At 45.4% G+C, this 14,213-nt stretch carries 12 protein-coding genes; 1 reads left to right on the top strand and 11 read right to left on the bottom strand.

All coding sequences use genetic code 11. The features are described from left to right. Positions 1-8 precede the first annotated feature (8 nt). From murI to CIK98_RS12640, 11 genes are all read right to left on the bottom strand, one after another. On the bottom strand, positions 9-827 hold the full coding sequence (gene murI / locus CIK98_RS12690) for a glutamate racemase (protein ID WP_094384778.1): 819 nt from the start codon (positions 825-827) through the stop codon (positions 9-11). 13 nt (positions 828-840) lie between these two features. Then, entirely contained in the window at positions 841-1,386 is a 546-nt protein-coding gene (locus CIK98_RS12685) for an OmpH family outer membrane protein (protein WP_094384776.1), read from the bottom strand. A gap of 6 nt (positions 1,387-1,392) precedes the next feature. Continuing rightward, positions 1,393-1,890, bottom strand: a complete 498-nt coding sequence (locus tag CIK98_RS12680; protein ID WP_094384774.1) for an OmpH family outer membrane protein — start codon at positions 1,888-1,890, stop codon at positions 1,393-1,395. A gap of 37 nt (positions 1,891-1,927) precedes the next feature. Beyond that, positions 1,928-2,437, bottom strand: coding sequence for an OmpH family outer membrane protein (locus CIK98_RS12675; RefSeq protein WP_094384772.1), 510 nt, complete (start codon positions 2,435-2,437; stop codon positions 1,928-1,930). Between the two features lie 48 nt (positions 2,438-2,485). Further along, the gene (locus CIK98_RS12670; RefSeq protein WP_094384770.1) at positions 2,486-5,137 is read right to left on the bottom strand and encodes an outer membrane protein assembly factor; all 2,652 of its coding nucleotides are present in this window, start codon (positions 5,135-5,137) and stop codon (positions 2,486-2,488) included. Next, positions 5,134-5,889, bottom strand: a complete 756-nt coding sequence (locus tag CIK98_RS12665) for an isoprenyl transferase (protein WP_094384768.1) — start codon at positions 5,887-5,889, stop codon at positions 5,134-5,136. The genes CIK98_RS12670 and CIK98_RS12665 overlap by 4 nt, the downstream gene beginning before the upstream one ends. Positions 5,890-5,912: 23 nt before the next feature. Then, entirely contained in the window at positions 5,913-6,593 is a 681-nt protein-coding gene (locus tag CIK98_RS12660; protein WP_094384766.1) for a DUF6089 family protein, read from the bottom strand. A 28-nt stretch (positions 6,594-6,621) separates the two neighbouring features. Continuing rightward, on the bottom strand, positions 6,622-8,019 hold the full coding sequence (locus tag CIK98_RS12655) for a DUF6242 domain-containing protein (protein ID WP_141210541.1): 1,398 nt from the start codon (positions 8,017-8,019) through the stop codon (positions 6,622-6,624). Between the two features lie 430 nt (positions 8,020-8,449). Further along, positions 8,450-10,051 (bottom strand): phosphoenolpyruvate carboxykinase (ATP), encoded by a 1,602-nt coding sequence (gene pckA / locus CIK98_RS12650; protein ID WP_094384762.1) that lies wholly within the window; start codon positions 10,049-10,051, stop codon positions 8,450-8,452. Between the two features lie 280 nt (positions 10,052-10,331). Then, positions 10,332-11,336 carry a 2-oxoacid:ferredoxin oxidoreductase subunit beta gene (locus CIK98_RS12645; RefSeq protein WP_094384761.1) on the bottom strand — a complete coding sequence of 335 codons (1,005 nt, stop codon included), beginning with the start codon at positions 11,334-11,336 and terminating at the stop codon, positions 10,332-10,334. 23 nt (positions 11,337-11,359) lie between these two features. Beyond that, complete coding sequence (locus CIK98_RS12640) at positions 11,360-13,210, bottom strand: 2-oxoacid:acceptor oxidoreductase subunit alpha (protein ID WP_094384759.1); 1,851 nt, start codon at positions 13,208-13,210, stop codon at positions 11,360-11,362. Between the two features lie 387 nt (positions 13,211-13,597). Here CIK98_RS12640 and CIK98_RS12635 point away from each other — a divergent pair, with 387 nt between their 5' ends. Then, on the top strand, positions 13,598-14,119 hold the full coding sequence (locus tag CIK98_RS12635; RefSeq protein WP_094384757.1) for a gamma carbonic anhydrase family protein: 522 nt from the start codon (positions 13,598-13,600) through the stop codon (positions 14,117-14,119). The last annotated feature ends 94 nt before the right edge of the window (positions 14,120-14,213 follow it).

The raw sequence follows: 14,213 nt of genomic DNA, 5'->3' as shown, positions 1-14,213 counted from the left end.
TATTTTGTTTATGCTAGCGTGATGTTTTTTACATCAACATGTTCATGTAGGAAAATCTGAGCAGACTCGCGGAACTTGTCAGGATTTTCAGTTGTAAGATATTCAACATTACCTCCCTTAGAGCATTTTTGCTCCATTTCCGGATGTCGCAGAAAATAGTTTTTTAGGCTTTCAGCCACATATTCCCCTTGTGGAATGATGCGTATCCCAGGCTCTACATATTTTACTATCTTCGGCATTAGCAGCGGATAGTGAGTGCATCCAAGTATTATTGCGTCGATGTTTGGGTCGAGCCTCATTAGTTGGTCAATGCGTTTCTTCACAAAATAGTCTGCTCCGGGGCTGTCTGCCTCGTTGTATTCGACTAATGGCACCCAGAAAGGACAAGCCACTCCAGAAACAACAATATCTGGGTAGAGCTTTTGTATTTCGAGGTTATAACTTTCACTTTTTATTGTGCCTTCAGTGGCAAGAACTCCCACGTGACGGCTTTTGGTAAGCTGTCCTATGACTTCTGCCGTAGGTCTGATGATGCCGAGCACACGTCTTTCCGGGTCGATTTTGGGAAGGTCAACTTGTTGTATGGTTCGTAAGGCCTTTGCCGAGGCTGTGTTGCATCCGAGAATAACGAGCTGGCATCCCATATCAAAGAGTTTTATGACAGCCTGTCTTGTAAACTCATATACGACATCGAAAGAGCGCGGACCATAAGGCGCACGGGCGTTGTCTCCGAGATACAGGTAGTCGTATTCGGGTAACAGATGGCGTACGCCATGAAGAATGGTCAGTCCACCATAGCCTGAGTCAAAGATGCCGATAGGAGACATTAAGGATGTTTTTTTATTGAAGTTTTTCCTTCAGTAAGCCTGTAAGGTTGATGCTGCGCGCAGGGTTGATATATGGGCATGCATCAGAGTCGGTATTTACGATAAGGGTAAGATTCAATTCTGAACCGGTTTGATTCAGAAGTTCTTGTATACGTTTGTGTAGAGGAGCGTATATTTCTTTTTCAGCCTGTGCCATCAATCTTCTGCTTTCTTCTTTGAACGCAATGTTTTTGTTCATCAGTTCCTGAAGTTCAGTTTGACGCTTTTTAAGAATGGTCAGAGGGAAGTCTTTTTGTCCTTCAAGAAACTCCTCATATTTTTTGTTGAAATCGTTTTTCACCCTTATTGCTTCTTCTTCGTATTTTGCCTTAAGTTCTTCAATCTGCTTTTGTGCAATGTTGTATTCTGGCATAGACATGAAGATTTCGCCATAGCTGAAATATCCTACCGTGGCTGCCGCTTGTTGTGCGGCAGCCACTGGATATGCAGTTTCAACATCCTGTGCCTTTGTCGAAGTAGTCGACAAGGCAATAAGTATTGAAATAAGAATCAGTTTCATTAGCAATTATTTGATGCCCAACTTTGCTTTTACCTGAGCAGTCACATCAGTGCTGAGTGTGGTGCTGATGTAAGGAATGCCACCGGTCATGTCCATGATATATACATATCCGCCAGCTTGTCCGATAGCCTTGATGGCATCAACCACCTTGGTGGTGATGGCTTGCATTTTCTCCTGTGATGCACGAGCGAGAGCCTGCTGGTTGTCCTGATAGCTTTGCTGAATCTTCTGCTGCATTTCCTGCAGTTCAGTTTCGCGGCGTTGTTTGATGTTGTCTGGCAGTGTGTTGGCGTTAGCCTCGTAGTCTTTCACTTTCTTTGTGAATTCCTCCTGCATACCCTTCAGGTCAGCCTCATATTGCTGCTGGAGAGCGTCGATTTCTGTTTTCGCCTTGGTGTATTCAGGCATAGCCTGGATTACTTCCTGCGAGTTAACGTGTCCGAATTTCTGTGCCATGGCAGCAATAGGTGCCAGCATCAGGATCATAAAAAGTACTTTTTTCATCTTTGTATAATAATTAATTATTGTTTATAATCTGGTGTTACTTATATCCGAGTTTGGACAGGACCTCGTCGGAGATGTCTATTTTTGGACTTCCGAATATTATTCCGCTGTCGCTTGCCCTGTCGATGACGAGTTGATATCCACGCATGTCGGCAATATCTTTTACGACGTTGTATATTTCGTCTTGTATAGGTCCCATAAGACTTGCGCGTTTTTTATACAATTCACCTTCGGGTCCAAAATACTTACGTTTGAGTTCGCTGGCCTCCTGCTCTTTCTTCATAATGGCGTCCTGTTTTGCCTTTTTCTGTTCTTTTGACAAGAATGCCGACTCGTTTTGATAGTTCTTATACATTGTTTGCGCTTCGGTGTTAATGGCTTCCACTTCTGCCTGCCATTTTTTCGACACCTGGTTCAGTTGCTCGTTAGCCCGCTCGTAAGCTGGAATATTCTTAAGTATGTACTCCATATCGAGGAGTGCAAACTTCTGTGCGTTAGCTGCCATGGTTGTCATTGCCACAACAATCATTAAAAATATCTTCTTCATAAATCTCTTAATTCTTTAATTTTTAATTTTTAATTTCAGCTAAACTGATTAGAACTCCTGTCCGAGTATGAAGTGGAACTGACTTCCACCCTTTGTTCCTGTAGACAGTGCTTTGTCGAATCCATAAGCCCAGTCGATACCCATAAGACCGACCATAGGCAGGAAAATACGAACACCGACACCAGCAGAACGTTTCATGTCGAATGGATTGAACTTGTTAGTGTCGTACCATGCGTTACCACCTTCGAGGAATCCAAGACCATAGATGGTTGTGTTGCCGAGCATAAATGGGTAGCGCAGCTCGAGTGTGAATCGGTCGTAGGCATATCCCAGTGAAGAATATGGTGTGAGTGATCCGTTTTCGTAACCACGGAGTGCGATGGTTTCCTGTGCGTATCCTGTAGAATATCCACTCATACCGTCACCACCCACATAGAAGGTTTCAAACGGTGACTTCTTGTTCTTGTTGTATGATCCGAGGATACCGAATTCGCATCGTGTCATCAGCACGAGACACTTTTGTCCGCTAGTGAGTGCTGTATATGTCTTTGACTTGAACTTCCACTTGTGGTATTCTATCCAGCGGTATTTTTCCTGCTGCTCTTGTTCGAATGTGGCGGAATTGCGGTCGGTGGCAAGGGTTGCGTAGTCTTTGTTGTCAAACTTCGACCATGGTGGAGTAAGTGTGACAGAAGCCATGAATTCCGAACCGCAACGAGGGAAGAGCTGGTTGTCGGTACTTGTTCTTGCAAGTGTAATGCCGAGGTTGACGTTGTTACAGTTACCATTGCTGATGATGAAGTACTGCCAGTCGCGGAGCATGTATCTTTGGTAGCTGAGCGACATTGACAGCTGGAAGTAGTCGTCGGGCCAGCGAAGGCGTTTGCCCCATCCTACTGAGAATCCGAAGAGCTGTACGTATTTGTCGTCGTCCAAGTAACTCTCGTAGTTGTTATAATAGTTGTTATACGAGCCATATCCTCCGTAATAGCTGTACATGGAGTTCATCCATGAGCTGTTATAGTAATTGCTGTTTACGTCGGTCTGTTTTGAGTAGTAAGCTCCGATGTTGAATGCGTTTGGACGCTTGCCTCCGAACCATGGTGCAGAATAGTTTATGGAGTATGACTGGTAGTATGATCCGTTGGTCTGTGCCGAGAGTGCGAGTTGTTCTCCGTCGCCAATAGGCATGATGCCACGGTGCATTTTGTTCTTGCCGAAGAGGTTGCGCATTGAGAAGTTGTTGAGCTTCAGTGATATTCGACCGATTACACCAGTCTGTCCCCAACCGAGTGAGAATTCCACCTGGTCGTTTGATTTCTGTTCGAGTGGCCAGTTGATGTCCACTGTTCCGTCTTCATAGTTTGGTTGTATGTCAGGATTGACTTTTTCCGGGTCGAAGAATCCCATAGAGGCAATTTCTCTTGCTGTACGCATGAGAGCGTCCTTAGAGAAGAGGTCGCCAGGCTTTACTTTCAGTTCTCGTCTTACAACGTCTTCATAGAGTCGGTCGTTACCATAGATTCTTACATGGCTTACGTGAGCCTGTTGTCCTTCGCTGATACGCATTTCCACGTCTACAGAGTCGCCTACGATGTTCACTTCCGTAGGAACGAGAGAGTAGAAGAGGTATCCGTTGTTCCAATAGTAGTTGCCCACGGCATCTTCGTCTTCCGACAGTCTTTTGCGCATTTCCTTTTGGTTGTATACGTCTCCTGTCTTCATTCCGAGCATCATGTTGAGAGCGTCGGAATTGATGATGGTGTTGCCTACCCATGTAATGTTACGAAGATAGTATTTTTGTCCCTCCTCAATCTTGAGATAGATGTTGACATGGTTCTCGTCGTGGTTTATTACACTGTCGCGGACGATTGTCATGTCGCGGTATCCCAGTTCGTTATACTTGTCGATGAGGTTCTGCTTGTCTTTTTCGTATCTTTCAGGTGTGAATTTCTTCGATTTCAGGAACGAACCGAGCGTACCAGCCTCGTGTGTTTTCGAGAAGACACCTTTTTTGAACAGTCCACCCTTGATTTTTGAGAGTTTGAGGTTGTCGTTACCATCAATGAAGATGTATCGCACCTTCATCTTGTCTTTTTTGTCGATATAGATATCGAGAATGACCTTGTTTTTCTCTGCCACGTCATCTCTCTGCATGATGTTTATTTCGGCGTTTTTGTAACCTTTGTCGTCGAAATATTTCTTTGCGAGGATTTTGGCACGGTCAATCATGTTTGGTGTAATCTGTGAACCTTTCATGATACCGAGTTTAGCTTCCATGTCCTCTCTTTCCGACTTTTTGATTCCGTGGTAGTTGATGTTGCTTACTCTTGGAAGTAGTGCAAGGTTAAAACAAAGGTAAATTTTTGATCCGACGAGAGAGTCGGCCGAAATGCTTACCTTTGAGAACAAGCCATGTCGCCAGTATCTTTTCACCGCTTCGGTGATTTCTTGTCCAGGCACACTGATTTCCTGGCCGACGGAGAGTCCCGATAGACCTGTAAGCACATAGTCCTCGTATCCCTCGACACCTTTTACGGCTATTCCGCCGATGGTACAAGTTCTTGGTGTTCCGGCATATGATATTTCCGGATTGACTATAACATCCTGTGCTTCTGCCTGCAGACAGCAGAAGAAAGTCACGAGTGCGATAGCCGCAAACTTTTTGATTATGTATTTCTTTAAATTAGAAGTGTTCATTCTTCCTTTTTTTCGTTTTCTTTGTTTTCGACTTGTTCTTCTGTCAATCCGAAGCGTCTTTGCTTTTTTTGGTATGTAGCAATGGCCTTATGGAGGTCTTCCTCACTGAAGTCTGGCCAGTAAGTGTCGCAGAAGTACAGTTCGCTGTATGCGATCTGCCACAGCAGGTAGTTGCTTATCCTAATCTCACCGCCAGTTCTGATAAGCAGGTCTGGGTCGGGCATGAAGTTTGTTGTGAGATGTTCTGATATGGTTGATTCACATATATCTTCAATTTTTATCTTTCCTTCTGCCACTTCCCTTGCAATGTCTTTCACTGTTTTTGTTATTTCCCAACGTGAAGAGTAGCTTAGCGCCACGATCATGGTCATTGTCTTGTTGTTGGCAGTGAGTTCCATCAGGCCGTTAAGTTTGTCCTGTACGTTCTTCGGCAGTCGGTCGAAGTCGCCGATGACACGGAACTTCACGTCGTTTTTCATAAACAGTTCGTCTTCCAGGGCAGAGATAATGAGTCCCATGAGTGCAGCAATCTCGTCAGCCGGCCTGTTCCAGTTTTCTGTCGAGAATGTGTAGAGGGTAAGATATTTTACACCGATGCGTGTGCATTCCGACGTTATTCGCCTTACTGCATCCACACCAGCCTGATGCCCGTAGCTACGTACCTTTCCACGTTCTGTAGCCCATCTGCCGTTTCCGTCCATAATGATGGCTACGTGTTCCGGTATTCTTGTCATGTCTAAATTGTATGCCATATATATAGTATTGTATTTATCGATTAATAATCGTCGTTGTGACAAGTGCGGCATTTTGCCCAAAGGTCGTAAGTCACAGCCACTTGAAGCGTGCTGTAGCTGTCCTTGTTCTTAAATGCCCCGCTGCTTGTGATTCCGTATGGGTCTTGCACTCCGTCTATCAGGTCGCTTGTTGTGAATCTCATTACCCACTCTGCCGTGACATTAAGCCGTTTGGCAATTTTGTATTTCACTCCACCGCCCAATGGGAAGTTTGTAGCCACCACTGTTCCTCCTTTTACGCTTGCCACGAAAAGTCCGATTCCTGCCGTGAGGAATGGAGTGAGCCGTTTTGCCCCTCGATAGTCGTTGCCTGTGCCGTATGGCCAGAAGTTATATTCGTAGCGTCCTCCGATGTCGATTATGGAGTTGCTGAACGACTTTTTCCCGTCTGGAAGTTCGGGATAGACAGTGTTGGACTTCGAGTAGTCTCCCTTTATTGGGTGATAGCCTATTGTAGCCGCTATTGCCATCCTCGGGTTCCACTTGTATTTTGCCACAGCTGTGAAAGATGGCTGCATGTTGGCTGTTATACTGCCGTTAAGGTCGCCCTGATATGATGTCAGCCCGATTCCTCCGCCTATTTCGAGGCGGTATTCCTGGTCTTCTTGTGCGTTTGCGACCAGAGAGGCGATTATCAGTGCTATTACGGCAATTATTCTCATATTGGCTATAAGATATTCTTTGTCTTTTTTATTGCCAAGCTACCTCATTCATGCGGCCTTTCCATACTTGTCCGGTATTGTTGCAGACAATCCAGATATAGTTGTCTTTGTCGGAGCATACGGCCATGGCGGTATTGTATTTGTCAAAGCCGTAGGGGTAGACTATTGTATCGTTGTTGTGCCATGTGAGTCCGTTGTCAAGGCTGAAGTAAATGGCGGCATGAGCTGTTTCCTTGCATGCTCCCAGTCCTTTACCTCCTAATGCAAGAATATAATTGCCGTGGCACACCATTGTCAGTCCGTCCAGGCTTTTCAGTGGTGATTTGCTGTTGCTGTCGTAGTTGTAGTAAGTCCACTTGTTTTCTTTGTCTTCTATGCTTTTGTCTATTGTCTTGCTCCAGACAAATGCTGTGGAATCAGTGTAGGCAGCCGCTGTGGCATTGTTGCCTGCCAAGAGCACATAGTCGCTGTTGTTGTCGTATTTGAATGGTATGGCGATGTATGAAATATCGTCTGTTGGCACGTATTTGCTGTCAGAGTCCATAATGTCTATGTTCCAAGTCTGTCCTTTGTCTTTTGACACCATGATGTTATTATTGCCGTCAAGGCCGTAAATTTCTTTTGTTGAAGCTGCAATGAGCCTGTCTATTGGAGCATTGTCCATGATTGTGTCATATTGTTGCCCGTTGGTTGTCTTTTTGAGTGTTTTGCCGTCGAGCACGTATAGTATGTTTTCATTCACCAATGCGTTTTTCCATGCGTCTGTAGCAAGTGTTGTATTCAGGTTGTTGAATTGTCTCCCGTTGGCTGCATCAAGCGAATATGTGCTGGTTTTCTCTCCGTCAGATGCGAGAAGAACGATGTTGCCGTTGAGATAGAATGATTTCATGTCCTTTGCAGTTTTTGCAAACGAGCAGTCGGGGTATTGGCTCCACTTGAAGGTGTCGGTCTTTTCCTTGTGTATGTTTACGCTTATGGTATAGTCTTTCTTTCCGAGTCCGCTTGACGAGAATACGGTTACAGTTCTTGGTTTTGAAAAGTCGATGCTGTCTGAAGTGCTGAAATATGCCAAAGAGTCGTTTGTCATTGACTTTATGGCAGCAAAGCTATTGTTTTTTGTTGTGTAAGTACAGAGTATTTTTGTAGGGTCAGTGCCCACGGGCAGTGAATCGACGTTGTATATGAGTCCTTTTAGCTGGTCGATAATGAAGTTATAGCTGTTCACCGTTGTGCTGACCTCCACGTATGTTGAATCTTTGCCTTGTGATGATGTTGTGTGCATGGTCATTTTGGCACTAGACAATGCAAATGACGTGATAGCGGCATCGTCATAGAAAGTGACGGTGTCGTCATCAGAGTTAAGGCATGAGGCCATGGTTATTGCTGTTGCAAATAGCAAGCATAGAGCTCTGAAATGTATTCTCATCAATAGTTTTTTTTATTTTTAGGTGCAAATTTACTTAGTTTTCTTCAAATATCCGCAACTTCTTACTTTATATTAAGTTAAATATATGATAAAAAGTGGCTTTTTATGACTTCTTTGTAAAAAAAGGCCCTTTTTTTTGTTTATTTCGCCCTCTTTTTTCATTAGTTTCACTATTTGTCCATAAAACAAAAAAGAGCGGTAATGTCCGCTCTGTGTATATGAAAAGTGTTATCTCACATTTGTGTTTTTTAGCATGACTATTCCCAATGCCATCATGGCTATTGTGACAATCATGATAGTTATCATTTGTATATCCATCAACATTTCTTTTTACCTTATAAACTTACTAAAAATTGGCCCTACCGACAATCACTTGCCAGTAGAGCCTCATGTACAAAGATATATTAGAGTGTTATGACTCTTGTGAATATTAAAGCTGTGGACCAGCGGCTACGAGTGCCTTACCAGCTTCGTTAGTTGTGTACTTAGCGAAGTTCTTGATGAAGCGTGCAGCGAGATCCTTAGCCTTCTCCTCCCACTGGCATGCGCACTCGTAAGTGTCGCGTGGGTCGAGGATAGCTGGATTTACGTTTGGAAGTGATGTTGGAACCTCGAAGTCGAACATTGGAATCTTCTTGGTCTCAGCCTTCAGGATTGAACCATCGAGGATAGCGTCGATGATACCGCGTGTATCTGGAATAGAGATACGCTTGCCTGTTCCGTTCCAACCAGTGTTTACGAGGTATGCCTTGGCACCGCTCTTCTCCATCTTCTTAACGAGTTCCTCAGCATACTTTGTTGGGTGAAGCTCGAGGAATGCCTGGCCGAAGCAAGCTGAGAAGGTAGGAGTTGGCTCAGTGATGCCACGCTCTGTACCAGCGAGCTTAGCTGTGAATCCAGAGAGGAAGTAGTACTGGGTCTGTGCTGGAGTCAGGATAGATACTGGAGGAAGTACTCCGAATGCGTCAGCTGAAAGGAAGATAACGTTCTTTGCAGCTGGAGCTGATGAACCTGGCTGGATGTTGTTGATGTGGTTGATTGGGTAAGAAACACGAGTGTTCTCGGTCACTGACTTGTCGTTGAAGTCAATCTTGCCGTCAGCAGCCACGGTTACGTTCTCGAGAAGAGCGTTGCGCTTGATGGCACCATAGATGTCAGGCTCGTTCTCCTTTGACAGGTTGATAACCTTTGCATAGCAACCACCTTCGAAGTTGAACACGCCATTGTCGTCCCATCCGTGCTCGTCGTCACCGATAAGGCGACGCTTCGGGTCGGTAGACAGAGTGGTCTTACCTGTACCTGAGAGACCGAAGAAGATAGCTGTGTTCTTACCGTTCATATCGCAGTTTGCAGAGCAGTGCATAGAAGCGATGCCCTGGAGTGGGAGGTAGTAGTTCATCATAGAGAACATACCCTTCTTCATCTCACCGCCGTACCATGTGTTGATGATTACCTGCTCGCGGCTTGTTACGTTGAATGCAACGCAAGTCTCAGAGTTCAGACCAAGCTCCTTGTAGTTCTCTACCTTTGCCTTAGAAGCGTTGTAGATAACGAAGTTTGGCTCGAAGTTCTCAAGTTCCTCAGCTGTTGGCTTGATGAACATATTTGTAACGAAGTGTGCCTGCCATGCTACTTCAACGATGAAGCGAACAGCCATGCGGGTGTCCTTGTTGGCACCACAGAATGCGTCTACTACATAGAGGTTCTTGTTGCAAAGTTCCTTAACAGCGAGGTCTTTTACAGTTGCCCAAACGTCCTCAGACATTGGGTGGTTGTCGTTCTTATAGTTGTCAGATGTCCACCATACAGTGTCCTTAGAGTTCTCGTCCATTACGATGTACTTGTCCTTAGGTGAACGTCCAGTGTAGATACCAGTCATTACGTTGACAGCGCCAAGCTCGGTCTGCTGTCCAACTTCATAACCCTCAAGTCCTGCCTTTGTCTCCTCCTCGAACAACTGCTCGTAAGAAGGATTGTGTGCGATTACCGTTGCTCCGGTAATGCCGTACTTTGTCAAATCTAACTTTGCCATTTTTTTGTAAATGAATATTATTTGTGAATACTTATTTCTAATGCCTATTGTGACTTTATTCCTCCTTTTTTCGCCGCAAAGGTAGTAATAATTCTCCTATCTGCAAAATTTAGGGGCGATAATTTTTTATTCTGTTATTGTTTTTTCGATAAACTAACAAAAAAATAACATTCCTTTTTTGGTTTTGCAAACTTCATGTTACAAAAATGTAATATCTTTCAATAGATGAGGAGTAGACGAGTTGACAACTTGTCAACACGTCTACTCCTCAACTAAACACCTACACCACTTCCCAAGTGTCGTTTGTCTCGAGCAGTTCCATGAAGTTGTGATATTTCTTTTGGGCTTTCACTTCTTCAATCTGCTTGTGTACTGCATCGTCGTATGTAGGAGCTTCCACGTCGCGGATCACACCGAGTGCGATAGGGAATCCATGCTCGTTGTCCATCATGGCGAGCTTGAGCTGCAGGGTGTTGTCCTCGCAGTGGGCGTCGTGAACGAGAATGTCTTTCTCGGTGATGCCGTTTTCGCCTATCTTCACTACTTTAAGCCCGAAGCCTTCCTGTACGAGTCCGTATTCGTTGTTCTCGCCGAAGATGAGCGGCTGGCCGTGTCGTACGTAGATGGCGTTCTTCTTTCGTCCTTCCTTGTTATATACAGGGTCGTAGCAACCATTGTTGAAGATGACACAGTTTTGGAGAATCTCGCACACTGATGCACCCTTGTGCTTCCAGGCAGCCTTGAGAATCTCTACTGTTTCCGGAGCGTCGGTGGCTACCGAGCGGGCAAAGAAATGTCCACGGGCACCAAAGCATAGTTCTGCAGGACGGAATGGGTCTTCAACGGTGCCGTAAGGACTTGACTTGCTTACAAAACCGCGTGGTGAAGTAGGGGAGTATTGACCCTTGGTAAGACCATAAATCCTGTTGTTGAGCAGTATCATGTTCAGGTCGATGTTTCGGCGCATGGCATGGATGAAGTGGTTGCCGCCAATGGCGAGTCCGTCGCCGTCGCCGCTGATTTGCCAAACTGTGAGGTTCGGGTTTGCAACCTTTGCTCCTGTGGATATGGCAGCTGCACGACCGTGGATGGTCTGCATGGCGTATGTGTTGACATAGTATGGCAGTCGGCTTGAGCATCCGATACCGGAAATCACTGCCGTTTCGTGTGGAGCGACACCACATTCGGCCATTGCCTTATGCAATGAGGCGAGGAAAAAGTGGTCACCACATCCTGGACACCAACGTGGCTGTCCTTTCTTATAATCTTGTGCTGTAAATTCCATCTTTACTTTCTTTTTTGAGTGATTTATTTTTCAAGTATCTCTGAGAAGTTAGCCACGAGTTCTGCTACTACGAAAGGCTGGCCTTTCACTTCGTTGAACTGGTATGGTGCGAAGTTGTCTACCTTTGAGCGTAGGAAAGCAGCAAACTGTCCGAGGTTTTGTTCTGCCACTACCACCTTTTTATATTTTGTGAGCACTTCGGCAGTGTTCTTTGGCAGAGGATTGATGTACTTGAACTGAGCCAATGCCACTTTCTTGCCCTGCTTCTGAAGTTCTTCCATTGCCGAGTAGAGATGTCCATAGGTGCTTCCGAAACCTACGATGAGCAGTTCGGCATCATCCTTGTCGCCTTCCACCTCAAGGTCGGGCACTGGTATTCTGGCCACCTTTTCAGCACGGAGTCCGCACATGATGTTGTGGTTTTCCGGTTCTGTTGATATAGCTCCGGTCTTTCCGTCTTTTTCAAGACCACCGAGAATGTGGGTATAGCCTTCCTGTCCTGGTATTGCCCAGTAGCGGACCAGTGACTCTGGGTCGCGCTCGTAAGGAGTGTAGTTGCCCTTTTGCTCTGGTGTCACATAGTGAGGGTTGATGGCGTCGAGGTCTGCTATGTTGGGCAGTTTCCATGCAGCCGAACCGTTGGCAATGAATGCGTCGGTGAGCAAGATCACCGGTGTGAGGTGCTCAAGGGCAATCTTGGATGCTTGGTAGGCGGCGTCGAAACAGTCGGTAGGACTTGTGGCTGCAATCACAGGCATAGGGCTTTCACCATTGCGTCCGTAGAGAGCCTGCAACAGGTCGGTTTGCTCACTCTTTGTAGGCAGACCGGTGGATGGACCGCCACGCTGCACGTCGATGATGACGAGAGGCAGCTCGTCGATGACAGCAAGGTTGATGGCCTCTGACTTCAGGCAGATGCCAGGTCCGGAAGTGGACGTTGCTGCCAGAGCACCTGCAAACGAGGCACCTACAGCACTTGCGCATCCTGAAATCTCATCTTCGCACTGTACGGTGATAACGCCACACGACTTGTGCTTTGAAAGTTCGTGGAGAATGTCTGTGGCAGGAGTGATAGGATATGAACCGAGGAAGAGGCGCAGGCCCGCCTTTTCAGCAGCGGCAATAAGTCCGTATGAGGTGGCCTTGTTGCCAGTGATGTCCATATAACGTCCTTTCTCCTTAGAAGTAGACTCTATTCTGTATGTTGCAGGAACGCTTGCGTGGGTATTGTGTCCATAGTCATAACCAGCCTGCACAACCTTAATGTTGTTCTCTGCAATCTGTGGTTTCTTGGCAAATTTTTCGCGGAGGAAGTTTGACACCAAGTCAAGGTCGCGGTTGAACAACCAGCAGACGATGCCGAGTGCAAACATGTTGCGGCACTTCAGAATGGACTTGTTGTCCATACCGCTTTCAGCCAAGCAGTCCTTCACCATCTTTGTGAGAGGGCACTGGATGACGCGGTCCGGGTCGATACCCATTTCGCCAAGGTAGTCTTCGCTCTGGAACTTTGCTTTCTCCAAGTCTTTAGGTCCGAAACTGTCAGTGTCGATGATGATAGTGGCCTGAGGCTTGGCATATTTGTACTGTGTCTTCAGGGCTGCCGCATTCATTGCAACAAGTACATCGCACTTGTCTCCTGGTGTGTATACACGACCAGCTCCAATGTGAACTTGGAAACCAGATACTCCGGTCAGAGAACCTTGCGGGGCACGGATGTCGGCGGGATAGTCCGGAAATGTTGATATACCATTACCTACGGTTGCTGACACCGTGGAGAAGATGTTTCCGGCCAACTGCATACCATCGCCGGAGTCACCAGAGAAGCGTACAACCACTTGGTCGAGCTCCTTTACTTCCAATTTTTCTGCCATAGCGTTTTGTTTATTTCATGAATAATAATTCTGAATACTTAATTTTGGGTGCAAATATAGAAAGCTTTATTGAAACAACCAAATATTTTCGCAGAAATCTTTCAAAAATGACAAAAATAATACTCTAACTTATTTTTAGTTGCATTATTATACCCAATTATTTTATTTTTGTGACATAATGTCGTGATAATGTTTCATTTGCTTTCTTTTAGTTGTCGCTTGCTTGCTCTTTTATACTTTTTGTTTATCGCGATGTCCTTTTTTCTTCTTTTTGATAACTCATATCCGATGGGTTATAGTTAATATTCCACGTTTTTCCTTTGCCAACTTGTTTTTTTGCATTATCTTTGCAACCTCGAACAATAATACATTTATATATATTAAGCAATGGCATTAATTAAATCTATCAAAGGTCTTACGCCAAAGTGGGGGCGTGACTGTTATTTCAGCGAAAACGCTACTATAGTGGGTGAGGTCACCATGGGTGACGAGTGCTCTATATGGTTTAATGCTGTGGTAAGGGGCGATGTTGCGCCTATCACCATCGGCGACCGTACAAACGTTCAGGATGGTTCTTGCATTCATGTGACGAACACAACAGGTCCTACAGTTATTGGCAACGATGTGACCATAGGCCATAACGCCACCGTTCATGCCTGTACTATTCGCGATGGCGCTCTCATTGGTATGGGAGCCACATTGCTCGACCATTGTGACATAGGCGAGGGCGCTGTGGTGGCTGCTGGAGCCTTGGTGCTTCAAAACACTAAGATAGGAGCTCACGAACTGTGGGGTGGGGTGCCCGCCAAGTTCATTAAACACACTCGTCCTGACCAGGCAGAGAATTTCGGACGTCATTATGTTGAGTACTCAAAATGGTATCTTGAAGAGCAAAACGAAGGCAAATAACTCGATTTTCGGCAGTTAGGGAAGTTGATTTAATTAGCTTCCCTAATTTCTTTCTTTTGTATTTTTTTTACAATTTCTATTTTGTCTACTATAT

The sequence above is a fragment of the Prevotella sp. P2-180 genome, assembly GCF_002251435.1.
Lineage (GTDB): Bacteria > Bacteroidota > Bacteroidia > Bacteroidales > Bacteroidaceae > Prevotella.
The sequence above is the reverse complement of the archived record's forward strand: the minus strand, read 5'-3'. Positions and strand labels throughout refer to the sequence as shown.

Excerpts from the sequence above, each read along its gene's own strand:
- CIK98_RS12675 (WP_094384772.1), bottom strand. The coding sequence starts at position 2,437 with ATGAAGAAGATATTTTTAATGATTGTTGTGGCAATGACAACCATGGCA.
- CIK98_RS12645 (WP_094384761.1), bottom strand. The coding sequence starts at position 11,336 with ATGGAATTTACAGCACAAGATTATAAGAAAGGACAGCCACGTTGGTGT.
- CIK98_RS12685 (WP_094384776.1), bottom strand. The coding sequence starts at position 1,386 with ATGAAACTGATTCTTATTTCAATACTTATTGCCTTGTCGACTACTTCG.
- CIK98_RS12670 (WP_094384770.1), bottom strand. The coding sequence starts at position 5,137 with ATGAACACTTCTAATTTAAAGAAATACATAATCAAAAAGTTTGCGGCT.
- CIK98_RS12640 (WP_094384759.1), bottom strand. The coding sequence starts at position 13,210 with ATGGCAGAAAAATTGGAAGTAAAGGAGCTCGACCAAGTGGTTGTACGC.
- CIK98_RS12665 (WP_094384768.1), bottom strand. The coding sequence starts at position 5,889 with ATGGCATACAATTTAGACATGACAAGAATACCGGAACACGTAGCCATC.
- pckA (WP_094384762.1), bottom strand. The coding sequence starts at position 10,051 with ATGGCAAAGTTAGATTTGACAAAGTACGGCATTACCGGAGCAACGGTA.
- CIK98_RS12680 (WP_094384774.1), bottom strand. The coding sequence starts at position 1,890 with ATGAAAAAAGTACTTTTTATGATCCTGATGCTGGCACCTATTGCTGCC.
- CIK98_RS12635 (WP_094384757.1), top strand. The coding sequence starts at position 13,598 with ATGGCATTAATTAAATCTATCAAAGGTCTTACGCCAAAGTGGGGGCGT.
- murI (WP_094384778.1), bottom strand. The coding sequence starts at position 827 with ATGTCTCCTATCGGCATCTTTGACTCAGGCTATGGTGGACTGACCATT.
- CIK98_RS12655 (WP_141210541.1), bottom strand. The coding sequence starts at position 8,019 with ATGAGAATACATTTCAGAGCTCTATGCTTGCTATTTGCAACAGCAATA.
- CIK98_RS12660 (WP_094384766.1), bottom strand. The coding sequence starts at position 6,593 with ATGAGAATAATTGCCGTAATAGCACTGATAATCGCCTCTCTGGTCGCA.